Raw genomic sequence first — 26806 nt, forward strand, 5'->3', positions numbered from 1 at the left:
GCTCAATTGCAGGCGCAGGGCATCGCCCTGGCGGGCAGGCGCATGCCGGCCTCGCGCAGCTGGGTGGCCAGCGCCAGGTCGGCGGCCAGGCGTTCGGCCAGCGGCAGGGCCTGGATCGTGCGGTCCAATTCGGTGGCCAACCTGTCGTAGCGCGTACCCTCGTAATGCAGAATTTCCTGCACTTCCTCAGGATGACGACAGACGCTGCGGTAGCGCTGCGCACGTTGCAGGTGGGCGTCGAGCATGGCCAGCAATTTGCGGGCTTCACCCTTGACCAGGCTCAAGCCACGGGAGGGGGCGGGCGGCGACGGTGCGAGGGGTTCTTTGAACTCGACCCATTCATCGCCGTCCTGGGAGTACAGGCTTAGCAATTGGTTGCTCTCTTCCGAACGCACCTCCACCACTTCGATCGGCAGGCTGCTGCCGGCTGGCTTCAAGTCGCCGATCAGGGTGCCTTTGCGCCGCGTGCGGATGACTTTTTTCTGCGGTTTGCCCGGCGCCGTCGGCTGGCGCTTTGGCGTACGCACGGGGCTGGGATCGCTTGGCTGAATGGCGTTGGCCAGTTGCAGGTTGACGTCCTGATACAGCTCCTCGATCAGCGTGAACAGGGGCGCCGAATAGCTTTGCTCCAGGCCTTCCACATCGACGATGTTCAGACCTTGCAGGGCGTCCAGGGCGCGTCCGTAGTGTTCCACCAGGCTCTCCAGCACGCTGATGCGCTCACTGGCGGGCAGCTCCAGGGCATTGAGTTCGCTGTGGGTTCGCACCTGCTCGACCAGCGGCGCTATGAGGGTGTCGAGCCTGTCGAGCCGCACCGAGTCGAACCCTCGCGTCGCCAGCCAGCGCAGGGTGCGAATCTGCAAGGCCTGGATCGCCAACACGCTGATTTCGTCGGGGCGGTCCTGGGTCAGGCGGGTAAAGGCGTCTAGGCCCAGGCCGCCCAATTCGTGCAGTTGGGCGAGGTAACGGTCCTTGACTTTCAGCCACTGGATCGAGCGCTCGTTGATCGCCAGCAGGTCCTTGATAAATTGCTCGTGGCCGGCGCGGTTGGCCAGCACCGCCTGTTTCAACGCCGTGCCCAGGCGCGTGAACGGTGCATTGGCCGTGTACAGCGCTTGGCGATCGGTTTCGGCGATGACCACCAGTTTGCGCCCGTTGTTGACCATGTTTTCCATCAGGGCTGCGACGGTTTGCGTCGACAGCGGGATACTCAGCTCCCGTCGTTCCTGCACGCTGTCGAGAATCTGTTGGTATGCCTGGGTCTGGGTCAGCAGCGCGTTTTCAAATTGCCGACGTTTTTCGGCGCGCTGTGCCGGTGTGAAGCGTGGGTCGTCCTGGGTCTTCTCCATGACGGCCTGGGCCACGTCCACGCGCTTTTGCTGCTGGGTTTGCTGGCCCAGAAAGTGGCGGTACTCGCTGCTCAAGGTCTCGACGCGCTTGGCATTGAGCTGACGCCGTGCGGCGATGCGGTTGGACGGCATACCGCCGCGCAGACGCAGGCGCGTATCCACGCTCCAGTTCCCCTGTCGATCATTGCGCAAGGGCGGGCCTCGGCGGTCGCTGTCGACGGGGTCGACGATCAGTACGTCGCCAGTATTCGCTTCCATCCACACCCGAAACCACTGGCCGTCCAATTGGGCGTACCACTGGTTGTCGATGCGGTACAAGCCTTTGTGCGGCCCGCTCGCCACCGGCTCGGGCACATCGGGCGGCGGCGTGGTGCTGTAACTGTTCAGGCGTGCGCGCTGACTGGCGGTCAGGCGCCAGTGGGATTGAGCGAAACGGAAGTCCAACAGCGCTTTGTCGGTGCCTGGCAATACACCGGGCAACCCGACGCTGCCTTGATGGATACGCGGCGCGGGCGGGGCCGGCCAACGCTCGGCGAGCTGGCGCGGCAATGCCAGGGGCGGGCGCCGGCTCCGTGCTGGGGCAGTGGCGCCAGCGGGCAACGGCGGGCCTTCGAACAACGACAGGCCCAGGTTCAGCAACAGGTCGACACTGGCCAATTCCCGCGTTTGCGCATCCATGGCGTTCAGGCCCTGAATGTCTTGTTTAAGGCTGTTGTAGAGATTGCCCAGCCAGGTGGTGAGCAACAGCGGGCCGCGTAACAACGGGTACAGCACCCCACCGAACAACAATCCGCCACCTTCGAGCAGCAGTTTCCAGCGGCTTTCGTGGTTGGACACCGATTCGCGGTCGGCCTGGGCGACCAACGCGCGGGCGTTGCTGCTGTACAGGTACTGCATCAGACGACCGGTGATCAGGCATTGATGCAGTTCATCGTTCAGCCCGTCCTCCGACAGGGTGGCCGGCCCAGGCGTGCGCAGGGGGCTGAATTCATCGCCCTGGCCAAAACGCAGGTAATGGGGCTGACGAAAACCGCCGTTGGCATACACCGGGCGCGCGCTATCGCTCATCCACAGCAATACGCTGTTCTGCACCTCACCCGGGCTGGCGATGGCCTCCAACAGCGCTGCGCGGCTGGGGAATTCCAGCAAGGCTTGGGCGTAAAGCGGGCGATAGAGGATATGGGGACCACTGGCAATGTCCTGGGCTTCGATCAGGTACATGTTGGTCACCACGTCGGGGCTGGCCGCCGGATGACGCAACAGCGCCAAGTGGCGAATGACCACGCCCTGCTGATCGGCCACCGTCAGGGCCATGAGCGCGGCCACACGCCGGGCGCCGTCGCGGGTCATGCCGTTGACGCCGCGCAGGCTCTGCTCCAGGGCCAGCAGCGGCAGTTGCGCGGTGAGCTGGTCGGCGAACAGTGTTTCGCGTCGACGGGTTTCTTCACTGGGGCCCAGCAATTGGTCCTCCAGCAATCGTGGGTAATGCAGGCCGATGTCGACGCGTTCGATCAGGCCGTTCGAGCCGGTGAGGTAGTCGGCGGTCAGCCAACCCGGGACCGTCAGGCCGGCGCGATGGGCGATGCGCATCTCGCCGCTGGGGCGTGCGCTCAGGTTATTGATCGCCAGGTCGGTGAGGCTCATGCGTTCGTGCTGGGTGATGCCGACGGTGCCGGGGAAACCGGCGGAAATGGCAAAGGTCAGTTCCAGTTGGTCGGGGTCCAGTGCCGCTACGTCGGCCTGTGCCACGCCTTCAAGGCGCACCGCGTCGGCTTGCAGCTCGCGCAGCAGGCTGGCGACGGTGAAGGCGTGAATATCCGGGATGCCGCTCAGAAAGGTGCGGCCGCCGCCACGCCGCTTGGCACTGGCCAGGGCCAGGCTGTAGCGGCGGTAGGCGGCCTGGGCGCTGCTGTCGGCGCCCTTGAGGCCGCTGGGCAAATGGGTGCGCAGCGTGGCCAATAGATCCGTGGGCACGCTGGGCGCGTCGAGAAAGTACGCCGTCGGGTCGACAAGCCCGCGACAGTGCACCTGTAGCGCGGCGAACCCGCCATTGCCCGGCAGTCGCAGTGCGCCCAGGTGTTCCAACTGTTGATTGAGGATGAGCGCGGCTTGATGGTCGAATATATCGCCGTCCGGTTCGTAGCGTTGGATCAGCACTTCGTCGAGCTGATAACCGGACGCCATGCGTTGCCCCCAGGCCTGGGTCAACGCATCCATGGACGGGAACGCTTCGATAGTGCCGCCGGGGCTGCACAGCAATACCGTCGCAGTGCCATTGGTGGGGCGGGTCAGCACCAGGTGTGGGTCGAGCACCGTGACACGGCGCTCGGCGCTGCGCAGGGTGGTTTCCAGGCAATAGACCAATACCGCCTGGGCGCCGTGGCGGCTCATGCGTTGCTCACGGTCCGGGGTGGCGGTCAGTTGGTCGAGGGTTTGTCGGGCCGGTTCCGCCAGGTCGGTCCGGCGCAGGGCGGCGATATGCAGCGTGTCCTGGAGCAGGCGGGCCATCCAGCGCCATTGGCCGTTGCCGGTGTGGTCGCGCCAGTAATCGTTCAGCGCGTTCTGCAAACCCACGGGAACCGTGTCCGCCAGTTCTTTGATCAGGCCCTCGATGACTTGCATGTCCAGCCGCGATTTGCCGTCTTGCGGCAGTGTCAGCCGACGCGGCGGGCTGGTGGTGAGGTAGAAACTCAGGTTGCCGATGTCGCTGAAATCCAGGTTGGCGGTGCCGCCCAGGTAGTCCTGCACCACAGAGAGCAGCGGGCGGAATACCCACTGCTTGCCGTTGGGCGTGGCCAGGCGCGTCGCTGAGAGGTCGAGGGCCAGGGCAGGGTAGCGCTGGGCAATGGCATCGCTGAGCAGTTGGCTGACCACGTGGGCCACGTCCGGCAGCCCGGCAAAGTGAGCGGCGACCGCCTGCGCCGCGGTGTTGGTCACCCCCGGCAGCAGGGGGGCGGGGTGGACGGGGGTTGAGTCGGGCATTGGCATTCCATCGCGTTATGAGAAGGTGCCGAGCATGACAAAGCCGTCGCGCAGACCAGGCATAACCGGTTACCGCAAGCGCACAAAGCGCGCCAGGCGAGGGTGGATTGGCCTATCATCAGCGCCTTTCTTCCTGATGACTGATCCCGATGACTGCTACCGGCCTGCCCGCTGAACTTAACAACGCTGACATGCTCGAAATCGATGGCTTGCATGCCTTTGATTTCACTTCCGACGACAAAGGCCTGCGCATTACCTGCATGGACGGCCGCGCCGAAAAGCGCTGGTCGTTCAGCCTGATGCAGGTGCAGGCGGCAACCTTTGACGACGCCTTGCAAAGCTGGACCCTCACCGGTGATTCGGGCGAACACCGCCTGGTGTGCATGAGCGCCTTCACCGGCAACAATAATGACGAGGAAGACGAGCATGATGATGCGTAAATTCTGGCCGCTGCTGATGGCCGGCAGTGTCGGTGCCATGTCGGCGCAGGCCGCGCCGACAGACACCTATGAACTGTTGGTGGGCAGCTACACCGCCGGCTCCAGCGAGGGCATTTACCGCCTGCAATTCGACAGCCGCACCGGGCAGTTCCAGGGCAAACCTGTGCTGGCGGCCAAGGCCGCTAACCCGTCGTGGCTGACGGTGTCCAAGGACCAGAAGCGGCTGTTTGTGGTCAATGAAAATGGCCCCGGCCAGAAGGACGCGGTGGGGCGCGTGAGCAGCTACGCCATCGACCCGAAAAATCACCAGCTCACACTGATCAACCAAGTGCAGAGCCTGGGCAACGAGCCGACCCACTCCAGCGTCGCCGCAGACGGTCGTCACCTGTTCGTCGCCAACTATTCCGTACTGGAAGACCCAGGCGGCAGCCTGGCGATCCTGCCGGTGGACGCCACTGGCAAGTTATCCGCACCGGTGCAGTTGAGCGGGCACCCGGCCAGTCGGGTCAACCCGCAGCGCCAGGCCTCCAACCATGTGCACGCGGTGGTGTCGTCGCCGGACGGGAAGTACGTGTTCGCCAATGACCTGGGGGCGGACAAGATTTTTGTCTACCGCTACGACCCCAAGGCCAACCACGAGCTGCCCCTGACCCCGGCCGACCCGGCCTCGGTGGCATTGCCGCCGGGCAGCGGTCCGCGCCATTTGCTGTTCAGCGCCGATGGCAAGCACGCCTGGCTGACCACCGAGATGAGCGCTCAGGTCGCGGTGTTCGATTACGCCGACGGCAAACTCACACAAACCCAACTGGTCGACTTCGCCGCCGGGCAACCGGTGTCCGACAAAGCCGGCGCGGCGCTGCATGCGTCCCGTGATGGCAAGTTTTTGTATGTGAGCAACCGCGGCACCGCCAACCAGATCATCGTGTTTGGCGTGGACCCTGTCACCGCGCACCTCACCGAGCTGCAACGCCGCAGCGTGGAAGGTGACCATCCGCGCGAATTCAGCCTGGACCCGAGCGGTAAGTTCCTGCTGATCGCCAACCAGAAAAGCAATGAAATCGTGGTGGTCGAGCGCGACCCCAAGACCGGCCTGCTGGGTAAAACCGTGCAGAAATTGCTGATCGATGCACCCAGCGACCTCAAATTCCTGGTGCGTCAATAAGCCACAGGCCCCGTACGCCGGGGCCTGAGCTTTTGTATTAATTGCATTAATAGCGGCTACTGTTTCAAAGCATTTCTAAGGTTTAACCCTCGGGCGTAAGTTTGGTTCCAAGGCCTTCACCGGCCACTCAACCAACCGTACACAAGGGTTACCGACATGAATTTGAACCTGTTCTCCATCATCGCCGCTTCCGCTGTTTCCGCCACCGTAGCCTTGCCGGCGGCCGCCAGCGTGGAAGTCGCCGGTCGCAAGTCCAGCACCAGTGCCTACACTCAGAAATACCTGCAACAAAGCGCCAACTTCTATGCCGCGCTGGATCACAAAACTCAACACTGAGCCCTGCACAGCAGCAGACGCCAAACCACTGGAACGTCGATCGGCGTTCGAGTGGTTTGGCGTTTTTGCCTGGGGTGAAAAAAGCCGCTGTAATATCACATTGCCATGTGTTTAAATTTGACGCTCAACTTTTGACGCGCCCATTCCTGGAAACGACAGCATGGCCCTTCGACTCGCTGCAGCAATCCTGTTTCTGTATTCCGCCCCGATCCTGTCCTCCGTGCAGCCCCTGGAAGGCGAGCCGGAAGTGGCTCATGAGCGATTGTTGAATTTGGCCCAGGGCTAACGCGCTGGCACACCTTACGCCTTGGCCATCACGCCAATAAACAAGGGCGATTGCAGGAACTCATCCAGCCATTGCTGCAAGCGCGGGTAGGGCGCACGGGCAAACCAATCGCGGTCTACGTGGGCGAACTGACGCACGAACGGCGCCAGCGCCATGTCCGCCAGGCTGAGGTGCTCGGCCAGTAAGTAGGCGCGCTCAGCCAGCAAACCTTCCAGAGTGTGCAAGAACACTGCGCCTTCGGCCCGATAGTGTTCCATCGGGTATTCCGGGTAGCGTTCGGCGTATTTGTAGCGATTCAAGCAATGCTTGAACCCGCCGTCATTCTCGGCAATCAGCGCCAGCACCGCCGGGTCGCCGCCCAGCAACCAATCGTCGGGATCGTGCTGGGCCAGGGCCCACTGCATGATCGCCAGGCTTTCGTCGATCACCTGGCCGTCCACACTCAACACCGGCACCGTGCCCTTGGGCGAGAGTGTCAGCATCTCTTGCGGCTTGGCCTTCAAGCTCACCTCGACAATGCGCACCGCTACGCCGCTGTAGCGCAACGCCAGCCGCGCGCGCATGGCGTAGGGGCAGCGGCGGAACGAGTACAGCAACGCTTCGCTCATTTGACCTCCAAGGTGCTCAGGCCATTGCCCTGACGCTTGACCTGGATCTGCACCGGGATGCGTTCATGCATTTCCTGGACGTGGGAAATCACGGCGACTTTGCGCCCCTGGGCCTGCAAACCGTCCAGCGCGTCCATGGCCAATTGCAGGGATTCGGGGTCGAGGCTGCCGAAGCCTTCGTCGATAAACAACGACTCAATCTTCAAGGTACTGGACGCCATCGACGCCAGCCCCAGGGCTAGGGCCAGCGACACCAGAAAGGTCTCGCCGCCGGACAGCGAATGCACCGAGCGCAGTTCATCGCCCATTTCGGTGTCGAGCACCAACAGACCGAGCATGCTGCCGCCGCGCTTGAGGCGGTAGCGCCGCACCAGCTGGCGCAGCTGCACGTTGGCGTGATGCACCAGCAGATCCAGGTTGTAGGCCTGGGCGATCTTGCGGAAGGTGTCGCCGGTGGCCGAACCGATCAGGGCATTCAGCCGGGCCCAGCGTTGCCATTCTTCATAGGCCTTGGCGATCTGCTCGGCCAGCACGTTGTTGGCCTGTTGGCGACGTTGGTCTTCGGCCTGGCGCGCGCGCAGTTCGGCGCACTGCTTCTCCGCATCGGCCAGTTGCTGGCTGAGCGCGGCGAGGTGGTTGTCCAACTGTTCGGCGTCGAGGTTGCCATTGTGCAGGGCCTGGTGTTCAGCCAAGCGTTGTTCGCGCTCTTGCAGCAAGACCTTGGCTTGCTCCACGGCTTTTTCGCTGGTTTGCAGGCGCTGACGCAGTGCGCTGACCTGCGTGTCATCCATGGCCAGCAAGCGAGTGAGACCGGCATCGTCCAGTTCCGGGTGCGATGCACGCCATTGGCTCAGGCGCGCATCGAGCGCCTGTTGTTCGGTGTGCAGCGCCTGTTGGCGTGCCTGCCAAGCCTTAAGGTCGGCGGCCAGTTGGATCAAGGTGGTGCGGGTGTCTTGGAGTTGCTGGTTGGCGTCGCTCTCGCTCTGACGCGCCTGCGCCACCGCTTGCTCCAGCTGCTGCTGCCAGTGTTCCGCGCTGGTGTGGGGGCCCAGCAGCTCGGCGAGGGCTTGCGCGGCGGCCTGTTGCTGGCGGGTCAGTTCGGCCACTTGCTGGCTCAGCGCCTCCAATTGCGCCTGACGATGCTGTTGATGGGTCTGTTCTTTTTCGATGACCTGCTGACGTTCCTGTTGTTCTTCGCGTTCATCCCGTTGATGGCCTAACTGTTCCAGGCGCTGGCTGACCTGTTGATCGAGCTGCATAAAGGTCGCGGCGGGATCGTTGCGCAGGCCGTCCAGGGTGTCGGCGGGCAACAGGCTGGCGAATGCGTTGAGTTCCTGTTCCAGGCGCTCGCGGTCATTGGCCAGTTCGCGCTGCTGGTCGAGCCATTGCTGACGGGCTTGTTGGCTCGCGTCCTGGGCCGCTTGCAGTTGCTGCTGCAGGCGCCCGGCGTTCTGTTGCAGGTTGAGCAGGGCGCTCTGGCGCTGCTCGTCCTGGCTGATGCTTTGGCCGAGCTGAGCCAGCTGGGTTGCCAGCCAGGGGCTGCGTTGGGGGGCGTCCTGATTGAACAGCGCGGCGCTCAGCGGGTGGGCGTCCAGGCTTGGCTTCAGCGCCAGTTGTTGCGCGGCTAACTGCTCCTGCTGGTGCAGAAACTCCTTTTGCTGGGCGATCAAACCGCCCACTTCGCCCCGCAGCTCGGTGAGTTGCTCCTTGAGTGCATCCACCGCCTGTTGCGCCGTGGCTTGCTCGTTCTCGTCATGCCGGCCAAGGCTGTGCAGCAACGCTTCGGGTTGGTGATAGGGGTGCTCATGACTGCCGCACACCGGACACGGCTGGCCGTCCTGCAATTGTGCGCGCAACTCTTCGACGCTGGCGCTGCGGGCCAGGCGCTGACGTTCCAGCAGCTGCTGGGTCACTGTCAGCGTCTGCTCGGCCACGCTCAGATCGGCCTTGGCTTGCAGGCCGGCCTGGTTCAGTAGTTCGCGTCGCTGTTGGGCGTCGGCGAGTTTCTGGGTGAGGGTGGCGGCCTGCTGATCCAGCTGCTGCTGACTGTCCCACAGCCGCGTCAGGTCTTCGACGGCGCGTTGCTGCTTGCGATTGTCCTGCAACAGGCTGGCGAGCAGTTGGATCTGCTCGGCCACCGCCTGGGGCTCGGCGCCGGCTTCCTGGTACAGCAGGGCCAAGGCGTCGCGCTGACCGGTAAAGGCTTCGGCGGCGGTGTTGGCGCGGTGTTCCAGTTGTGCCAGTTCGGCCTGGCCTTTGTTCAGGCGATTGCCGATCAGCATCAAGTGTTGCAGGCGGTCGCGGTAAGCGGTCCAGGCATCGGCCAGGGGCGCCAGCGCGGCGCTGCGCTCAAGGTCGTCGGCCAGGCGTTGCAGGCGCTCGGCAACTTCGGCCTGTTTGGCCTGCAACGCGCTGAGGCGCGCTTGGCCTTCGCTGCTGGCGGCGGCCTGTTGCTGCTGGTCGGCGCTGTGCTTGGCCAGGTCTTTAGTCAAATGGGCGAGGCTGTTTTGCCCGTCGAAGGCCTGGCGCAGCAAGGGTACGGCGTCGCTCTGGGCTTGCAGCGCGGCCTCCAATGCGGCGTGGGCACTGGCTTGCTGCTGTTGGGCCTGGTCCTGACGCGTCAGCAACTGGGCCTGCTGCGCGATGTGCTGCTGAATCTGCGCGGCCAGCGGGGTGAGTTCCGTGGCTAGCTCGGTCTGGCGGGCGAAGTGATGACGTTGGGGCGCCAGTTGCTCCAAGCGACTGAGGTCTTCGCGCTGCGCGCCCAGGCTGTCCCAGTCGGCCTGGGCCTGTTGCAGCTGTTGGGTGGCGTCGAGCTGGCGCTCCTGCCATTCGCGCAGTTCCTTGAGCCAGGTGTGCTGCGCTTCCAATTGCTTGAGCTGGGCTTGCTGCACCTTGAGCTGCTGCTGAGCCTCGGCCAGTTGCCGGTCCAGTTCGGCGCGGTCTTCGGCGCTCAGCGGCACCACGCCCACGGCCTGGTCTTGCAACTGTTTGTGCGCGTCCCTGGCCTCCTTGGCCTTGTCGAAGGCGCGGCGGCCGAGCTGGGTGTACAGCGCCGTGTCAGTGAGTTTTTCCAGCAGTTCGCTGCGCTCGTTGTCGTTGGCCTTGAGGAACGCGCTGAACTCGCTCTGCGCCAGCAACACGGCGCGGGTGAACTGTTCGAAATTCAAGCCCAGGGCCAGTTCCAACTGGGTTTTGTATTCGGTTTTCTGGCTGGCCAGCAGTTGCTCGCTGTCCAGATCGATCAGGCTTTGCCGGCTGTTCTGCAACTTGCCGCTGGCCTTGTCGCGGGCGCGATTGGCCTCCCAGCGCGCCCGATAGCGACGGCCGCTGACGCCGACAAAATCCACCTCGGCATAGCCGCCGCCGGTACCGCGCCGGAGCAGGGTGCGCGGGTCACCGATGGAAATATCGCTGTCGGCATCTGGCATCTTCGCCTGGCCAGTGTCGCCCAGGCGCGGCACTGCGCCAAACAGCGCCAGGCACAGCGCATCTAGCAAGGTGCTCTTGCCGGCGCCGGTCGGCCCGGTGATAGCAAACAACCCGGCGCTGGCCAGGGGCTCGGCGGTGAAGTCGATCTCGAACGGGCCGGCCAGGGACGCGAGGTTTTTCAGGCGAATGGCGAGGATTTTCATGGCTGCTCCTCCTGCTGTTGCACTTCCTGGAGCAACATGGCGAAGTCCTTCAAGGTCTGTTCATCCACTTCACTGCCATAGCTGTCCTGCCAGGCGCGGCTGAACAACTCCTGGGGCGTCAGTTGGTCGAGTTCGATCAGGCGCTCGTCGTCACTTTCATTGCCACTGCGGATACCGGCGTATTCGGCGGCGATGCGCACCAGCCGCACGGCCTTGCCTTGCAGGGCGCTTTCGATCTGTTGGCGCAGGTCCGGCTGCGGCTCGTCGAGGCGCACGCGCACTTCGAGCCAGGGGTGGCGCTGGGTTTCGGCCAGCAGATCGATGTCGGGCAGATCGGCGAGTTGCTTGAGGATATCCGCCAGCGGTGCTGCGTCCAGGCGTTGCAGCTCCACAGAGCGAGGGATCAGGATCGGTTCTACGCCCACCAGGCATTGGCCCTGGAAGGTCACATCGAGAATCTGGTGTTTGTAGCCGATCTCGGAAAACGACAACGGAATCGGCGAGCCGCTGTAGCGAATGCGCTCTTCGCCATTGACCTTTTGCGGCTTGTGCAAATGGCCCAGGGCAACATAGCCGACACTGTTGTCGAACAGGCTGGCGGGCAGCGCCTCGGCATTGCCGATGATCAGGCTGCGCTCGGAGTCCTCCGACACCGAACCGCCGGCCATATGCGCATGGCTGATAGCGATCAGCGCCTGGCCTTTTTTGCGTTTGGCATTGGCGGCGGCGATCAGCTTCTCATGCACCTGGCCGATGCCGCGCAGGTAGTCGTCGCCCAACTGCGCGCCGGTCACCTCCGCCGGGCGCAGAAACGGCAACGCCAGGCACCACGCGGCAATCTTGCCTTTGGCGTTCGGCAGCGGAATCAGCAGGCGTTCGGCATCCAGTTGCCCGTCATCGAGCCACAACACGCGGCCGAGGGCATGGGTGCGCAAGCGCCGCATCAACGGCGCCGGCAGCTCGATGCGCGAGCCGGAATCGTGGTTGCCGGCGATCATCACAATGGTCAGGTCGGGGTTTTGTTCATGGGCGCTGATGATGAAGTCATACAGCCGCTCCTGGGCCTTGAGGGGCGGGTTGACCGTATCGAAGATATCGCCAGCGATCAGCAGCGCATCGGGATGCTGAGTGCCGATCTGGCGCAGCAGCCACTCAAGGAAACAGGCATGTTCGAAGTCGCGTTCCTGGCCATGGAGGTTTTGGCCCAGGTGCCAGTCGGAGGTGTGGAACAGACGCAAGGCGAACTCCGTGGGGTGGAGAGAAAGGAGGGGAGTTTACCTGTATTGCCACCCCGTTGCTCCAAACCAGGCAGATCCACTGCGGGAGGGCTATTTGGGATACAACGGCGGCAAACTGGTGGTGTCCGTCGCCGGGTCCGCTTCACGTTCAGCCATGGGGATGGCCTTGATCGCGCGCCACAAGTCTTCGCCCAGCCAGTACTGGCCGCTTTCGCTGTAGAGCGCGCCGTTCAAGCCATCCAACGCATCCGACAGCGGTACGAAGCGCGCGGCCATGTCGGCCAGGGTTTCCGGTTGTTGCCGCGCCCAGGCATCCAGCGCCTGGCGGGTCGCCTGCGGGTCGTTGGCCTGGGTGGCGCGTTTGAGGTCGTCGAGCAACGTGCGCGGGCTGGGACCGGTTTGCGCCGCGCGTTGCACCGCTGGTTGTCGGCGGGCGCGCCACCACAGGCCGAAGCCCAGCAAGGTGGTGCAGGCCAGCAGCAAAGTGCTCAGTTGCCACAGCCACAGGCGGCTATCGTCCGGAGCAGTGATGATGGTGGGGGTGGCGGGGGTGTCCACCATCAGGCTCGGGTTATTGGCCACCTGCAGGGTGCGCGCCGGCAGGCTGGTGCGCTCCAGGTGGTCCTCATGGGTGTTCCACCAAACCACATCGACGGCGGGCAGCTCCAGTGCGCCGGCGCGGCTGGGCACCAGGGCTTCGCGGTCTTCGCGGCTGCCGATCAGGCCGCGGTCGCTGGTCTGGTTGCCGAGCACCGGTTGATCCGGGTAGCGACGCAGGCCGCTGATTTCTGTGCTGGGCAGGGCCGGCAGTTGTGCGCTGGAGAGGCCCTCGGCCTTGACCGTGAGGCTGCGGGTCAGGGAGTCGCCGACCTGCACCTGTTGCGGCTCGGGGTTCCAGCTTTCGCTCAGGGTCAGGCTACGGGCCGGCAGCCACGGGGCATTGGCCGGGTAGAGCGCCGGTTTGGGCTTGACGGTCAATTGCAGAGGCGCGGAGCTGACGTGGATCAGCTTGCCCGGCTTGGTGCCTTGCAGCGTATTTTCCTGAGGCGGGCGTGATTCAACCAGGGTGGCGCTGAAGGTCTGCGCACCGACCTCCAGGCTGCCGCTGTGCTGCGGGTAGATCGCATAGCGGGTTTCGATCACGCCATGACGGATGCTGTTGATGACTTTTTCATAGGTGCGCGATTCCCCCAGTTGCTCGACGCGGGCATCGGCGATCTGTAACGGTGTAAGGCTGCTGTCGTCATACAGCGACACCGAGTGGTACACGCGCACGGTCAACAGCGCCTGGGCCTGAACGTACACACTGGACTGGTCGAGGTTGGCTTCGACGAATACCGGCGCCAGTTCCGCGCTGGTGTTCTGGCTGGCGGTTTCGATCACTTGCAGGGTAATCGGCTGGGTCTGAAGCTCGCCCACTTGAAGCGGTGGGATCACCACGGTGCCGTTTTCCTTGGGCAGCAAGGTGATGATCCAGCGCGTGGTGGCGTGGTTGTCGCCGCCCAGGGTGGTGAGCTGGTTGATCTGCCGCGTGCCGCTGACTTCAAACTGCGCATCCAGGGGCGACAGGTCGGGCTTGCCGAACTGTGTGACATCGCTGGATTCCACCGTCAGTTCCACCGTTTCCCCGGAATTGAGGCGGCTGCGGTCAACGCTGGCGACCAGGTTCGCCGCCTGGGCGGTGCTGGCCGACAACGCGAGCAGAAGCAGAAGGGTGGGGCGGCTCATCGAGTCTTGTCCTGATGTTGTTGCTGTTCGTACCAGAATTTACGCCGCAGCAGTTCGCCGGGGTTATCCGGGATCTGCCGCAGCCATTGTTCCAGGGCCTGGCGCTGTTCATCCAAACTGGCATCGGTGCGGCGCGGCGGTGGGGTCGTGGTTTGTTCGTCGCCCAACTCGCTGCCCGGGACTTCATTGCCGCCGCTAGGCGGTTTGGCGCTGGCCTGGGGATCGCCGCTGCCGGCTTCGCCCTGGCCCTGAGGGGATGCTTCGCCGCCGGTGCCGGTTTGCCCGTCGGCGCCCGGTTGCGCAGTCTGGCCCGGTTGATGGGGTTCGTCATCTGGATTTTCCGCTGGTGACTCGGGCTTTTGCTCGGCCTGCGCCTGGGCCTGTTCCTGTATCAAGGCCTCCACCAGGGCTTTGTTTTTCAACGCTGGATGCAGATCGGGTTGGGCTTCCAGCGCCTGGTCGTAGGCGTCCAGCGCCGCCTCCAGCTCGCCGGCCTTGGCCAGGGCATTACCACGATTGTAGTGAGCATAGGCGTCATTGCTCTGGGCAAAGCGCTTGGCCGCCTCGGCGTAGTTGCCGGCTTGGTAAAGCGCCACGCCCTGCCACTGCGGGTCTTCGAAGCGCTCGGCGGCCTGGGCCGGGCGTTGTTTCTTGAGCAGGTATTGGCCTTGCTGGTCGGGGCGCAGCCACAGATCCGTCAACTCAAACGCGTAACTGGGTTGCGGTGCGCTCAGCAGTAATAAAGGCAGGCAGAACAGCCAGCCGCGGCGACCGGCGCAGGCCGCCAGTAGCAGCAATGGCAGCAGCAGCCAGTAACCCTGGTCGGCCCAGGTATCCAGGCGCAGGCGTTGCCCGTCGTCGCGCAAGGTCTGCGGCGCATCCAGCATGCCGAGTTGGCGCAGGTCTTTATCATCCAGCCGCGCGGCGCGGTAACGGCCGCCCATTTCACTGGCGAACGCCTTGAGGGTCGGGCTGTCCAGGCGCGGCACCAGGATCGCGCCTTGTTCATCCTTGAGGAACTCGCCGTTCTCTTGGGTCACCGGGGTGCCCTCGCGGCTGCCGATGCCAAGGATCGACAGGCTCGGCGCCTGGGCACTTTGCAGCAGCAGACGGATGCCTTGGCGTTCCTGCTTGGACAGCGACGAGCCGATCAGCAACAGCCGTCCTTGGCCCAGGCCGGCCTGGTTCAGCAAGCCCAGGGCTTTTTCCACGGCCAGGTCGGCACGATGGCCGGGCTCGGGCATGATCGAGGGGCGCAAGGCTTCCAGCAGGTTGCCGCTGGTGGCCAGGTCGTCCGACAGCGGCACCAGGGTGTGGGCACTGCCGGCGTACACCACGATGGCGGTCTGCGCGTCGCTGCGGGCCTGCAACAAGTCATACAGCTTGCGGCGCGCCTGCTCCAGGCGGTTCGGCGGGCTGTCGGTGGCAAGCATTTCCGGGGTCAATTCCAGCAGCACCACCAAGGGGTCGGATGGTTTCTGGCTGGACTGCTCCACCCGTTGCCAACTGGGGCCGAGCAAAGCCAATAGCGCCAGCAGCCAGGCGATACCGAGCACCACCCACGGCGATTTGCTTTCGCGCCCGTTGCCGCCGCTGAGCAGCACCCCATGGAAGGCCGGCGGCAGGATCATCTGCCAGCGCCCGGCGCGTTTTTGCCGATGCCACAGTTGCCACAGCAACCAGCCGAGCAGCGGCAGCAGCAATAGCCACCAGGGGCGGAACCAGTGCGGCCATAGGTCGATCATCGACGCCTCCGCAAACGCAGGCGTTTAAGGCGTTGGCGCCATTGCGGCTTGGGTTGCAGGAACATGCCCTTGCTCGCCAACTTGTCGAACCCGCGTTGCAACGCGTTATCCGGCCAGCGCTCCTGGATCACCAGCAACAGGCTCAAAATCAGCGCCAGTGCCAACGGCGCGCTGTACAGCGCCAGTGCCGGGCGGGCCTGGGTCGGTTGCTGCTCGACCGGTTCGAGGGTGTCCAGGGTCTCTTTGATGGCTAGCAGCTCTGCGCCATCGCGGGCCCGGAAGTACTGACCGCCAGTGGCCTCGGCAATCGCTTTGAGCGCCGGTTCGTCGAGGTCCAGGCTCGGGTTGACCCCAAGGATGCCCAGCGACCCGGTTTGTTCGGGGTCGGCGCCGATGCCGATAGGGTAGATCTTCACGCCTTCTTCGGCGGCCAGGCGCGCCGCGGTCAGCGGGTCGATCTGCCCGGCGTTGTTGGCGCCGTCGGTGACCAGGATCAACACGCGACTCTGGGCCGGGCGCTGGCGCAGACGTTTCAAGGCCAGGCCGATGGCATCGCCGATGGCGGTGTTCTTGCCGGCAATGCCGATGCGCGCTTCATCCAGCCAGGCGCGCACGGTGCGGCGGTCGAAGGTCAGTGGCGCCTGTAAATATGCCTGGCTGCCGAACAGGATCAGGCCCACGCGGTCGCCTTCGCGGCTCTCCAGAAAGTCGCCGAGCAGGTGCTGGACGAGGTTCAGGCGGCTGATGTCTTCGTCCTGCCAGTGCATATCGGGGAAATCCATGGAGCCCGACACATCCACTGCCACCAACAGGTCGCGCCCACTGGCGGCGATCGGCAGCGGTTCGCCGAGCCATTCGGGGCGCGCGGCGGCGGTCAACAGTAACAGCCACAACACTACGAACGGTGCCTGTTGGCGCCAGCCCGGCAGGTTGGAGCGCGCGCGCCGGCGGGCCAGGCTTTCGAGGTCGCTGAGGTAGCTGACTTTCAGCGCCGGTTCGCCGCTGTCGGCGGCGGGCAAGACTTGGCGCATCAGCCAGGGCAGCGGCAGCAGGAGGAAGATCCACGGCCAGGCGAACTCAAACATGTTTGCGAATCCAGGTGTCGACGGCTTGGGTCAGACCGGCGATGGCCTTGTCGTCGAGTTTGCATTCGGGTTTGTAGGCGCCTTCCACCAATACCATCCAGCGCGTCAGGCCGGCGGCGGGGCAGCGGTTGTCGAGGAACGCCAGCCATTTGCGGCCGTTGAGGGTGTGGCTCTGGCTGTAGGGGTAGTCGTTGCGGCACAGGCGCTTGAGCAGGCCATTAAGTTGTTGCAGCCAAGCCCCGGCGGGCGCGCCGTCGTAGGGTTTGGGCATCAGCGCTAATTCGGCGAGGGCGGCGATGCGTAAAGGGTCCAGCGGTTGTTCGGCACGCACCACCGGGCGGCGCGTTGGCAGAAAGCGGCGCAGCGACCACGCGCCCCAGCCAAGCAGCGGAATCAGCAACAACAGCAGCCACCAACCCGGTGCGGGCGGCCAAAAACCTATGGCCGGCGGGGCGATCAGCGGTTGCAGTTGCTCAAGGCTGCTCATTGCTTTTTAACCGGGCGTTGTGGGTTGAGGTATTCGCGCAACTGCTCGACCATTTCGCTCTGGGTGCTCAACGGCATCAGCAGTACCCGCAGTTTCTGCGCGAGTAATTCCCAGCGCGCACTGCGGGCTTCGGCCTGGGCCTTGTAGGCTTGACGCAGGTCGTAATTGAGGGTGTCCAGTTCCAGTTGCGCGCCCCGCTCGGCGAAGCGCAGCAGCCCGGCGGCAGGCAGCGCATGGTCAAGGGGATCGGAGATCGGCAACAGCAGCAGGTCGCAATGGCGCGACAGCAGGCTCAATTGCTGCTCGGCGCCTTCGCTCAGCGCGCGTTCGTCACAGATCAGGATCACCAGGCTGCCCGGGCGCAGGACTTCACGGCCACGGCGCAGGGCCATGCCCAGGGCGTCGGCCTCGGGGCGGGTGTCGGTGTTTAAGCTCTGGTTGACCCGCACCAGGCGGTTGAGCAATTGCAGCAGGCTTTGCTTGCTGCGGCGCGGCTTGATTTCGTAGTGCTCGTTGTCGCCGAACACCAGCCCGCCGACCCGGTCGTTATGCCCCAGCGCCGCCCAACCGATCAGGCTGGCGGCCTGGGCGGCGAGGACCGATTTGAACATCTGGCCGGAGCCGAAAAACAGCCGGCAGCTTTGCTCCACCATGATGAAAATCGGGCGTTCGCGCTCTTCGTGGAACAGCTTGGTGTGCGGTTCCTGCGTGCGCGCCGTGACGCGCCAGTCGATGGTACGCACGTCGTCGCCGGCCTGGTACACGCGCACTTGGTCGAAGTCCACGCCGCGTCCGCGCAGCTTGGAATGGTGCAGGCCGATCAACGGGCTGCGTTGGCTGGGCGTGGAAAACAGCTGCACCTCGCGCACGCGGTGGCGCATCTCAATCAGCTCGCTGAGCGTGACGCGGATTCCATCGCTGGCATTCATCGATTTCAAGCGACGGCAACGACGTCGAGAATGCGTTGCACCACGCGGTCCTGATCGATCCCGGCGGCTTCGGCCTCGAACGACAGGATGATGCGGTGGCGCAGCACGTCGAACAGCACCGCCTGGATGTCTTCGGGGCTGACAAAGTCGCGCCCGGCCAGCCAGGCATGGGCGCGTGCGCAGCGATCCAGGGCGATAGAACCGCGCGGGCTGGCGCCATAGGCGATCCACTCGGCCATTTCCGGGTCGAACTTGGCCGGGGTACGCGTGGCCATGACCAACTGCACCAGGTATTCCTCCACCGCGTCGGCCATGTACAGGCCGAGGATTTCCTTGCGCGCGGCAAAGATCGCCTGCTGGCTGACGCGCCGCTCGGGCTTGGTTTCGCCGTTGAGCGCTTCGCCACGGGCCTGCTGCAAGATGCGCCGTTCCACGGTGGCGTCGGGAAAGCCGATTTTGACGTGCATCAGGAAGCGGTCGAGCTGGGCTTCGGGCAGTGGATAGGTACCTTCCTGCTCGATGGGGTTCTGCGTGGCCATCACCAGGAACAACGGCGACAGGTCGTAGGTGCTCCGGCCTACGCTGACCTGGCGCTCGGCCATGGCTTCAAGCAGCGCCGATTGCACCTTGGCCGGCGCGCGGTTGATCTCGTCCGCCAGCACCAGGTTGTGGAAGATCGGCCCTTGCTGGAACACAAAACTGCCGGTTTCCGGGCGATAGATTTCGGTGCCGGTGATGTCGGCGGGCAACAGGTCGGGGGTGAACTGAATACGATGGAACTGCGCTTCGATGCCTTCGGCCAACTCTTTGATGGCCTTGGTCTTGGCCAGGCCCGGCGCGCCTTCAACCAGCATATGACCGTCGGCGAGCAGGGCGATGAGCAGGCGCTCGATGAGCTTTTCCTGGCCGAGAATCTGCGTAGAAAGAAAGGTTCGCAGCGCGAGCAGCGCTTCACGATGTTCCATCGATGACGGTTCCTGGAAAGATGAGCCCGCGTGCTAAGAAACAAACACCGGGCTGGGGGGCACTACTTTAATGCATCGAGGGGCGTGGCGACTAACGGCGTAACGGGTATTTTTGGCAAAACTTGTAGGAATTTTGTGCGAAGGTGCACTTCCTGTTGTGAACACTCCCACCATTAAGTCCGGGTGTAGGTGCCGGTGCCTTTGAGGATGTTCTGCAAGGTTTGCTCCACCTCGGCCAGGTCGGAGGCGGCGGTGGCGTGGGTGATCTCCAAGTGATCCTTGCCCCCCAGTGCGTCGGCATCGCCGGCAGCCAGCTCGATGCGCAACGTCGTATCACTCAGGGTGACCTTCAGTCCATCCAGCGTCGACGGCTCGTAATCCCAGGTGAGCTCCACCTCGTCTTCGTCCGGATAACGGCTAAGCATGAACATTTCGCCGTTATTGCCGTGGCAGCACAGCATGGCCATGTTGTCTTCTTCGTCATCGCACGGGGTGGCGAGTAGGTGGGTGGTGGTCAGTTGCATGTAGAAGTCCTGTTTGAAAGGCGGCTTCGAGGCCGCCAGGCTTTAATTCTGCCATTACCTCAGGCTTTGTGCCGGCATTTGTATCAAACCCTCATCCGGGTTTCATAGCCAAGAGCTTGAGCGCGCTGCTTATGGGTTTGAACGCATTCCCCATACCGCTGCTGGCGATAGGGGAGATGGTGTTCAAGGCACCCTTTATGATGCGCTTGTCCGCATTCGGGCGTTTATTGACATGGCTGTCTATGCCGAAGCCGAGTTCTGCGCCACCCAACCCGACGCTTGCCGCTGTCAGTGCTATCCCCAGTGGCGGATAAGCGAGTCCAAGCGGAGCCAGAAGGAGCAGTCCATATTTCGCCCAACTCAGGTATTTGATCGCCGTGTTGGCCTTGTAGTCGCGATTGAGTACAAATTGAAAATCAGTAGCGCTTTTCAGATCTTGCTCGGTGCGCTGCTGGAGTTCCTCGAACGGGTTGCCTTGGACTGTTTCGCCATCGAACAGGCCACCCTCGTTAAAGTAACCTAACTCTTCCTGTTTGGAGACTGGCAGGCCATCTTGTTTAAGCCACTCGCGAGTTTGTTCTATATGAGCATCGACACCTTTGGATATGAACTCGTTGGGGAGATCCTGCGGGCGGAAATAAAGTTTGAAGTTCTCGAATTTCTCCGGGTCTTTCAATTGCTCGGCCAGCCACTTATTCATTTCTGTCTTCGAGTCAAAACCCTTCAACATGGACGCTTGATCGGGAAGGTACAACAGGACCCTGCCTGTGGACTTATCCTGAGTGTAAAAGGCGCGCATTTTATAACCTTTGAAGGTGAGGAACTTCGTTTCCAGGTTTGGGTCGGCCTTATAGGGTTGTTCCAGGTCATTGGACGTCAGGGATGAGTAACTTTTGTCGGCGGGTAGGCCGGCGACACCCATGGCAATTTTTCGATCGTTTTCAGTAAGGGACTGATCATGGTGTTGTGTGTGCGACGCCTTCAAAAAGGCGCCTCGCGATGCCTGGCTGTAGGTATGGCGGGTGTTGTTGTTCCAGTAATTTTCCAAGTATTGGTCATAGGGGGTTTTATAGCTGTTGTCCCAGACCATCTGTTTGAAGTCGGCTGCTGAGATATCGACTCTGTTACTGGCGTCATAGATATTTTCCGAGCCTGGCTGAGGCTCTGTGTAAATACCTTGGAAATGGCTGGTGAACCCGCTTTCGTTGGGGCGCGGGAACATGCCAAGGGCATCCGGTTCTTCTGTATGCCTTGAACTTTCTCTTATTTCAAAAGGGCCGTCTTCTTTTGAACGTATTGCGCCGTTATAACTCGGTTCGTCCTGCTGGTTGAGCCTCGCCGCCTGGGTCAGTGAAATTTTTTGCACAATGACCCCGCTATAAGGTGGCGTGTTGGTGCGATGGTCATAGTGAATACTCACCAAGTAGGTTTTATCGGGGTCAATATCTTTTCCGAACCTTTCCTTTAATTGGCGCCTGACCTCAAGTGAGGTGACTTGATCAGGTGTTTTTGGGGGCGTGTAGTCGGTGCGAAGTTGTTCCACGGCCTTATTGACCGACACTGGCGCTTTGAAGTAGGCCGCCGGGAACTCCTGCCGCACTGCAGGGGCTGCATCGTTCGTACTTGAGCGTGTAGAAGGCATTGCGGAAGGGGCAGCGGCTGCGGCGCCAAGAGTGGGGTTAGAGAGTGGATGCACGTTCATTTGAGCCTCATGGAGTAGTCATAGAATGAAATTGGGCTCGAACTAAGTGACAGAACTTTGCAATACGGTTCCTATAGGGAACTAAGATTTAGATTGTGTGAGCGTATGAAATTTTACCTTCCGGCCTTTGGACCCTTTTATGCACAGCAGCCCCGCGTTCAGCCGCAGCCAGCACCTGTGCGGCTATCAGGGTTGCTCTTGGTGCAACCGGGCATTGCCGGGAGATGTCCGAATATGTCGCAGTGCAGCAAGCAGTCTGCTGACTGCACTCGTTAAGCTGCGCGTTGGATGGACTTTCTGCGCGACTCTGACCTGCCCGTCGTACCGTTATCGGCAGGCGGTGCATCCAGTGGACGTCGAATGTGACCTTATTGACTTGTCCAGCTTCACCCACCTGTCACTCGGATTCGTTTATGGTTACTGACAAACCGAGATGACGGTCTCCCCACCAGGGGATAACACGCGACGCTTCCATCAATAACAAGCCCAAGCGGAGTACCACAGATGGCGTTCTTCACCGCAGCCAGCAAGGCCGACTTCCAGCACCAACTGCAAGCGGCACTGGCGCAGCACATCAGTGAACAGGCACTGCCACAAGTGGCGCTGTTCGCTGAACAATTCTTCGGCATCATTTCCCTGGACGAACTGACCCAGCGTCGCCTTTCCGACCTGGCCGGTTGCACCCTGTCTGCCTGGCGCCTGCTTGAGCGCTTTGACCACACCCAACCGCAAGTGCGGGTCTACAACCCCGATTACGAACGTCACGGCTGGCAGTCGACCCACACTGCGGTCGAAGTGCTGCACCACGATCTGCCGTTCCTGGTGGACTCGGTGCGCACCGAGCTTAACCGTCGTGGCTACAGCATCCACACCCTGCAAACCACCGTGCTCAGCGTGCGTCGCGGCAGCAAGGGCGAGCTGCAGGAAATCCTGGCCAAAGGCACTCAGGGCGAAGGTATCCAGCAAGAATCGCTGATGTACCTGGAGATCGACCGCTGCGCCAACGCCGCCGAACTGAGCGTGCTGAGCAAAGAGCTGGAGCAGGTGCTGGGCGAAGTGCGCGTGGCCGTGGCCGATTTCGAGCCGATGAAAGCCAAGGTCCAGGACCTGTTGGCCGGTATCGACGCCAGTCAGTTCAGCATCGATGGCGAAGAAAAAGCCGAGATCAAGAACTTCCTGGAATGGCTGGTAGGTAACCACTTCACCTTCCTGGGCTACGAAGAATTTGTGGTACGTGACGAGGCGGACGGCGGTCATATCGAATATGACGCCAGCTCGTTCCTCGGTCTGACCAAGTTGCTGCGCGCCGGCCTTACCGCCGAAGACTTGCGCATCGAAGACTACGCCGTGTCGTACTTGCGCGAGCCGACCGTATTGTCGTTCGCCAAGGCCGCACACCCAAGCCGCGTGCATCGCCCAGCCTACCCGGACTACGTGTCGATCCGTGAGATCGACGCCGACGGCAAGGTCATCAAGGAATGCCGCTTCATGGGCCTGTACACCTCGTCGGTGTATGGCGAAAGCGTACGTGTGATTCCTTATATCCGCCGCAAGGTCGCGGAGATCGAGCGTCGCTCGGGCTTCCAGGCCAAGGCGCACCTGGGCAAGGAGCTGGCGCAAGTCGTTGAAGTGCTGCCCCGCGACGATCTGTTCCAGACCCCGGTGGACGAGCTGTACAGCACCGTGATGTCCATCGTGCAGATTCAGGAACGCAACAAGATCCGCGTGTTCCTGCGCAAAGACCCATACGGTCGTTTCTGCTACTGCCTGGCCTACGTGCCGCGCGACATCTATTCCACTGAAGTGCGCCAGAAGATCCAGCAAGTGCTGATGGATCGCCTCAAGGCCAGCGACTGCGAATTCTGGACATTCTTCTCCGAATCCGTACTGGCGCGCGTGCAGCTGATTCTGCGGGTCGACCCGAAGAACCGACTGGACATCGACCCGCTGCAATTGGAAAAAGAAGTGATCCAGGCCTGCCGCAGCTGGCAGGACGACTATGCCAGCCTCGTCGTGGAAAGCTTCGGCGAAGCCCACGGCACCAACGTGTTGGCGGACTTCCCGAAAGGCTTCCCGGCCGGCTACCGTGAGCGCTTCGCCGCGCATTCGGCGGTGGTCGACATGCAGCACCTGCTCAGCCTCACCGAAGCCAACCCGCTGGTGATGAGCTTCTACCAGCCGCTGGGCCAGGTTTCCGGCCAGCGTGAGCTGCATTGCAAGCTGTATCACGCCGATACGCCGCTGGCGCTGTCCGACGTGCTGCCGATCCTGGAAAACCTCGGTCTGCGCGTACTCGGTGAGTTCCCGTACCGCCTGCGCCACGCCAATGGCCGCGAGTTCTGGATCCATGACTTTGCGTTTATCGCCGCCGAAGGCGTGAACCTGGATATCCAGCAGCTCAACGACACCCTGCAGGACGCCTTCGTACACATCGTGCATGGCGATGCCGAGAACGATGCGTTCAACCGCCTGGTGCTCACCGCCGGCCTGCCATGGCGCGATGTGGCGCTGCTGCGTGCCTACGCCCGTTACCTCAAGCAGATCCGCCTGGGCTTCGATCTGGGTTACATTGCCAGCACTCTGAACAACCACACCGACATCGCCCGCGAGTTGACTCGGCTGTTCAAGACCCGCTTCTACCTGGCGCGCAAACTCACCGCCGACGACTTGGAAGACAAGCAGCAGCGTCTGGAACAGGCGATCCTCAGCGCCCTGGACGACGTTCAGGTGCTCAACGAAGACCGCATCCTGCGTCGCTACCTGGACCTGATCAAGGCCACCTTGCGCACCAACTTCTACCAGACCGATGCCAACGGCCAGAACAAGTCGTACTTCAGCTTCAAGTTCGACCCGCGCGCCATTCCCGAGCTGCCCAAGCCGGTGCCGAAGTTCGAGATCTTCGTGTACTCGCCACGGGTCGAAGGCGTGCATCTGCGCTTCGGCAACGTTGCGCGGGGCGGTCTGCGCTGGTCCGACCGTGAAGAAGACTTCCGTACCGAAGTGCTGGGCCTGGTAAAAGCCCAGCAGGTGAAGAACTCGGTGATCGTGCCGGTGGGTGCCAAGGGCGGCTTCCTGCCGCGTCGCTTGCCACTGGGCGGCAGCCGCGACGAAATCGCGGCCGAGGGTATCGCTTGCTACCGCATCTTCATCTCCGGCCTGTTGGACATCACCGACAACCTGAAAGACGGCGCCCTGGTGCCGCCGGCCAATGTCGTGCGTCATGACGACGATGACCCGTACCTCGTCGTAGCGGCGGACAAAGGCACCGCGACCTTCTCCGACATCGCCAACGGCATCGCCATCGACTACGGCTTCTGGCTGGGTGATGCGTTCGCCTCCGGTGGTTCGGCCGGTTATGACCACAAGAAAATGGGCATCACCGCCAAGGGCGCGTGGGTCGGCGTGCAGCGTCACTTCCGCGAACGCGGCATCAATGTGCAGGAAGACAGCATCACTGTCGTCGGCGTCGGCGATATGGCCGGCGACGTATTCGGTAACGGCCTGTTGATGTCCGACAAGCTGCAACTGGTCGCAGCTTTCAACCACCTGCACATCTTTATCGATCCGAACCCGAACCCGGCCACCAGCTTCGTCGAGCGCAAGCGCATGTTCGAGCTGCCGCGTTCGGCCTGGACCGACTACGACACCAGCATCATGTCCGAAGGTGGCGGTATCTTCTCGCGCAGCGCGAAGAGCATCGCGATCTCGCCGCAGATGAAAGAACGCTTCGATATCCAGGCCGACAAGCTGACCCCGACCGAACTGCTGAACGCCTTGCTCAAGGCGCCAGTGGACCTGTTGTGGAACGGCGGTATCGGCACCTATGTCAAGGCCAGCACCGAAAGCCACGCCGACGTGGGCGACAAGGCCAACGACGCGCTGCGGGTCAACGGCAACGAACTGCGCTGCAAGGTAGTGGGCGAGGGCGGTAACCTCGGCATGACCCAGCTGGGTCGTGTGGAATTCGGCCTCAATGGCGGCGGTTCCAACACCGACTTTATCGACAACGCCGGTGGCGTGGACTGCTCCGACCACGAAGTGAACATCAAGATCCTGCTCAACGAAGTGGTGCAGGCCGGCGACATGACCGACAAGCAGCGCAACCAGTTGCTGGCGAGCATGACCGACGAAGTCGGCAGCCTGGTGTTGGGCAACAACTACAAGCAGACCCAGGCCCTGTCCCTGGCCGCGCGCAAAGCCTACGAGCGTGCCGCCGAGTACAAGCGCCTGATGAGCGACCTGGAAGGCCGTGGCAAACTGGACCGCGCCATTGAGTACCTGCCGACCGAGGAGCAGCTCACCGAGCGTGCCTCCACTGGCAAGGGCCTTACACGTCCGGAACTGTCAGTGCTGATCTCCTATAGCAAGATCGACCTCAAGGAAGCTTTGCTTAAGTCTCTGGTGCCGGACGACGACTACCTGACCCGTGACATGGAGACCGCGTTCCCACCGAGCCTGGTGGCCAAGTTCGGCGAGGCCATGCGTCGTCACCGTCTCAAGCGCGAGATCGTCAGCACCCAGATCGCCAACGATCTGGTCAACCACATGGGCATCACCTTTGTGCAGCGGCTCAAAGAGTCGACCGGCATGAGCCCGGCGAACGTAGCCGGTGCGTATGTGATCGTGCGTGACATCTTCCATCTCCCGCACTGGTTCCGTCAGATCGAAGCCCTGGATCACCAGGTCTCCGCTGACGTGCAGTTGGAACTGATGGACGAGCTGATGCGCCTGGGCCGCCGCGCCACGCGTTGGTTCCTGCGCAGCCGCCGTAATGAGCAGGATGCTGGTCGCGACACCGCACACTTCGGTCCGCACCTGGCTGCGTTGGGTCTTAAACTCGATGAACTGCTGGAAGGCCCGACCCGCGAAGGCTGGCAGAACCGCTACCAGGCGTACACCGAAGCCGGCGTGCCGGAGTTGTTGGCGCGTATGGTGGCAGGCACCACGCACCTGTACACCTTGTTGCCGATCATCGAAGCCGCCGACGTCACCGGGCACGATGCTGCCGAAGTGGCCAAGGCCTACTTCGCTGTAGGCAGCGCGTTGGACCTGCCGTGGTACCTGCAGCAAATCAGCGATCTGCCCGTGGCCAACAACTGGCAGGCTCAGGCCCGCGAAGCGTTCCGCGACGATGTGGACTGGCAGCAGCGCGCGATCACCATTTCGGTACTGCAAATGGCCGATGCGCCACAAGACATGGAAGCCCGCGTGGCCCTGTGGCTTGAGCAGCACCAGGACATGGCCGATCGCTGGCGCGCGATGATGGTGGAAATTCGTGCCGCGGTCGGCACGGACTACGCCATGTACGCCGTGGCCAACCGTGAACTGCTGGACCTGGCAATGAGCGGTCAGTCGGTGCTGCAATCGGCTTGATGCCCCGGTGAAACACCTGGGGGAGGGGGCTTGCTCCCGATAGTGGTGTATCAGTCATGTATAGGTTGACTGACACACTGCCATCGGGGGCAAGCCCCCTCCCACATTTGGGCCTCAGTTGGCTTCAGGTTTGTATGCGGGCTTGGCCAGCAAGAGGCATAGAAAGCACCTCGCAACCAAGCCTGGCGCGTACAAAATTGTGGGAGGGGGCTTGCCCCTGATAGTGGTGTAT

The 26806-nt window shown here is 62.7% G+C and carries 17 protein-coding genes; 5 read left to right on the top strand and 12 right to left on the bottom strand.

Going from position 1 to position 26806, the window contains the following annotated elements:
• Positions 1-2 precede the first annotated feature (2 nt).
• On the bottom strand, positions 3-4331 hold the full coding sequence (locus ACFZPT_RS17395; RefSeq protein WP_080758741.1) for a dermonecrotic toxin domain-containing protein: 4329 nt from the start codon (positions 4329-4331) through the stop codon (positions 3-5).
• A gap of 149 nt (positions 4332-4480) precedes the next feature.
• Between ACFZPT_RS17395 and ACFZPT_RS17400 the strand changes: the two genes are divergently transcribed.
• From ACFZPT_RS17400 to ACFZPT_RS17415, 4 genes are all read left to right on the top strand, one after another.
• Positions 4481-4771, top strand: coding sequence for a DUF5629 family protein (locus ACFZPT_RS17400; RefSeq protein ID WP_034098244.1), 291 nt, complete (start codon positions 4481-4483; stop codon positions 4769-4771).
• A complete protein-coding gene (locus ACFZPT_RS17405) occupies positions 4758-5933 on the top strand; it encodes a lactonase family protein (protein ID WP_034113907.1) in 1176 nt (391 codons plus the stop codon). The genes ACFZPT_RS17400 and ACFZPT_RS17405 overlap by 14 nt, the downstream gene beginning before the upstream one ends.
• A gap of 156 nt (positions 5934-6089) precedes the next feature.
• Positions 6090-6269 (top strand): hypothetical protein, encoded by a 180-nt coding sequence (locus tag ACFZPT_RS17410; protein ID WP_034098240.1) that lies wholly within the window; start codon positions 6090-6092, stop codon positions 6267-6269.
• 160 nt (positions 6270-6429) lie between these two features.
• Positions 6430-6555: a hypothetical protein gene (locus ACFZPT_RS17415; protein ID WP_256203866.1), complete on the top strand. Its 126-nt coding sequence runs from the start codon at positions 6430-6432 to the stop codon at positions 6553-6555.
• Positions 6556-6569: 14 nt separating this feature from the next.
• Here the strand turns inward: ACFZPT_RS17415 and ACFZPT_RS17420 are convergent, their stop codons facing one another.
• From ACFZPT_RS17420 to ACFZPT_RS17470, 11 genes are all read right to left on the bottom strand, one after another.
• Positions 6570-7163 carry a glutathione S-transferase gene (locus ACFZPT_RS17420; RefSeq protein ID WP_034098238.1) on the bottom strand — a complete coding sequence of 198 codons (594 nt, stop codon included), beginning with the start codon at positions 7161-7163 and terminating at the stop codon, positions 6570-6572.
• On the bottom strand, positions 7160-10798 hold the full coding sequence (locus ACFZPT_RS17425; RefSeq protein ID WP_034113905.1) for an AAA family ATPase: 3639 nt from the start codon (positions 10796-10798) through the stop codon (positions 7160-7162). The genes ACFZPT_RS17420 and ACFZPT_RS17425 overlap by 4 nt, the downstream gene beginning before the upstream one ends.
• Positions 10795-12036, bottom strand: a complete 1242-nt coding sequence (locus tag ACFZPT_RS17430; protein WP_047882359.1) for an exonuclease SbcCD subunit D C-terminal domain-containing protein — start codon at positions 12034-12036, stop codon at positions 10795-10797. Before ACFZPT_RS17430 ends, ACFZPT_RS17425 begins: the two co-directional genes overlap by 4 nt.
• Before the next feature lie 90 nt (positions 12037-12126).
• Complete coding sequence (locus ACFZPT_RS17435; RefSeq protein WP_034113902.1) at positions 12127-13764, bottom strand: BatD family protein; 1638 nt, start codon at positions 13762-13764, stop codon at positions 12127-12129.
• Positions 13761-15509 carry a tetratricopeptide repeat protein gene (locus ACFZPT_RS17440; protein ID WP_034113901.1) on the bottom strand — a complete coding sequence of 583 codons (1749 nt, stop codon included), beginning with the start codon at positions 15507-15509 and terminating at the stop codon, positions 13761-13763. The genes ACFZPT_RS17435 and ACFZPT_RS17440 overlap by 4 nt, the downstream gene beginning before the upstream one ends.
• A complete protein-coding gene (locus tag ACFZPT_RS17445; RefSeq protein WP_034098229.1) occupies positions 15506-16594 on the bottom strand; it encodes a VWA domain-containing protein in 1089 nt (362 codons plus the stop codon). Before ACFZPT_RS17445 ends, ACFZPT_RS17440 begins: the two co-directional genes overlap by 4 nt.
• Positions 16587-17081: a DUF4381 domain-containing protein gene (locus tag ACFZPT_RS17450; RefSeq protein ID WP_034098227.1), complete on the bottom strand. Its 495-nt coding sequence runs from the start codon at positions 17079-17081 to the stop codon at positions 16587-16589. The genes ACFZPT_RS17445 and ACFZPT_RS17450 overlap by 8 nt, the downstream gene beginning before the upstream one ends.
• A complete protein-coding gene (locus ACFZPT_RS17455; protein WP_034113900.1) occupies positions 17078-18010 on the bottom strand; it encodes a DUF58 domain-containing protein in 933 nt (310 codons plus the stop codon). Before ACFZPT_RS17455 ends, ACFZPT_RS17450 begins: the two co-directional genes overlap by 4 nt.
• Positions 18011-18015: 5 nt before the next feature.
• A complete protein-coding gene (locus ACFZPT_RS17460) occupies positions 18016-18975 on the bottom strand; it encodes a MoxR family ATPase (RefSeq protein ID WP_034098224.1) in 960 nt (319 codons plus the stop codon).
• Positions 18976-19148: 173 nt separating this feature from the next.
• The gene (locus ACFZPT_RS17465) at positions 19149-19499 is read right to left on the bottom strand and encodes a hypothetical protein (protein WP_034098222.1); all 351 of its coding nucleotides are present in this window, start codon (positions 19497-19499) and stop codon (positions 19149-19151) included.
• 91 nt (positions 19500-19590) lie between these two features.
• Entirely contained in the window at positions 19591-21201 is a 1611-nt protein-coding gene (locus ACFZPT_RS17470) for a dermonecrotic toxin domain-containing protein (RefSeq protein ID WP_034098220.1), read from the bottom strand.
• A gap of 504 nt (positions 21202-21705) precedes the next feature.
• Between ACFZPT_RS17470 and ACFZPT_RS17475 the strand changes: the two genes are divergently transcribed.
• A complete protein-coding gene (locus tag ACFZPT_RS17475; RefSeq protein WP_034098218.1) occupies positions 21706-26574 on the top strand; it encodes an NAD-glutamate dehydrogenase in 4869 nt (1622 codons plus the stop codon).
• Positions 26575-26806 lie beyond the last annotated feature (232 nt).

The sequence above is a fragment of the Pseudomonas sp. MD330_10 genome (assembly GCF_042610415.1).
Lineage (GTDB): Bacteria > Pseudomonadota > Gammaproteobacteria > Pseudomonadales > Pseudomonadaceae > Aquipseudomonas > Aquipseudomonas rhodesiae.

Coding starts and splice junctions, on each gene's coding strand:
- ACFZPT_RS17395 (WP_080758741.1), bottom strand. CDS start 4,331: ATGCCCGACTCAACCCCCGTCCACCCCGCCCCCCTGCTGCCGGGGGTG.
- ACFZPT_RS17400 (WP_034098244.1), top strand. CDS start 4,481: ATGACTGCTACCGGCCTGCCCGCTGAACTTAACAACGCTGACATGCTC.
- ACFZPT_RS17405 (WP_034113907.1), top strand. CDS start 4,758: ATGATGATGCGTAAATTCTGGCCGCTGCTGATGGCCGGCAGTGTCGGT.
- ACFZPT_RS17410 (WP_034098240.1), top strand. CDS start 6,090: ATGAATTTGAACCTGTTCTCCATCATCGCCGCTTCCGCTGTTTCCGCC.
- ACFZPT_RS17415 (WP_256203866.1), top strand. CDS start 6,430: ATGGCCCTTCGACTCGCTGCAGCAATCCTGTTTCTGTATTCCGCCCCG.
- ACFZPT_RS17420 (WP_034098238.1), bottom strand. CDS start 7,163: ATGAGCGAAGCGTTGCTGTACTCGTTCCGCCGCTGCCCCTACGCCATG.
- ACFZPT_RS17425 (WP_034113905.1), bottom strand. CDS start 10,798: ATGAAAATCCTCGCCATTCGCCTGAAAAACCTCGCGTCCCTGGCCGGC.
- ACFZPT_RS17435 (WP_034113902.1), bottom strand. CDS start 13,764: ATGAGCCGCCCCACCCTTCTGCTTCTGCTCGCGTTGTCGGCCAGCACC.
- ACFZPT_RS17440 (WP_034113901.1), bottom strand. CDS start 15,509: ATGATCGACCTATGGCCGCACTGGTTCCGCCCCTGGTGGCTATTGCTG.
- ACFZPT_RS17445 (WP_034098229.1), bottom strand. CDS start 16,594: ATGTTTGAGTTCGCCTGGCCGTGGATCTTCCTCCTGCTGCCGCTGCCC.
- ACFZPT_RS17450 (WP_034098227.1), bottom strand. CDS start 17,081: ATGAGCAGCCTTGAGCAACTGCAACCGCTGATCGCCCCGCCGGCCATA.
- ACFZPT_RS17455 (WP_034113900.1), bottom strand. CDS start 18,010: ATGAATGCCAGCGATGGAATCCGCGTCACGCTCAGCGAGCTGATTGAG.
- ACFZPT_RS17460 (WP_034098224.1), bottom strand. CDS start 18,975: ATGGAACATCGTGAAGCGCTGCTCGCGCTGCGAACCTTTCTTTCTACG.
- ACFZPT_RS17465 (WP_034098222.1), bottom strand. CDS start 19,499: ATGCAACTGACCACCACCCACCTACTCGCCACCCCGTGCGATGACGAA.
- ACFZPT_RS17470 (WP_034098220.1), bottom strand. CDS start 21,201: ATGAACGTGCATCCACTCTCTAACCCCACTCTTGGCGCCGCAGCCGCT.
- ACFZPT_RS17475 (WP_034098218.1), top strand. CDS start 21,706: ATGGCGTTCTTCACCGCAGCCAGCAAGGCCGACTTCCAGCACCAACTG.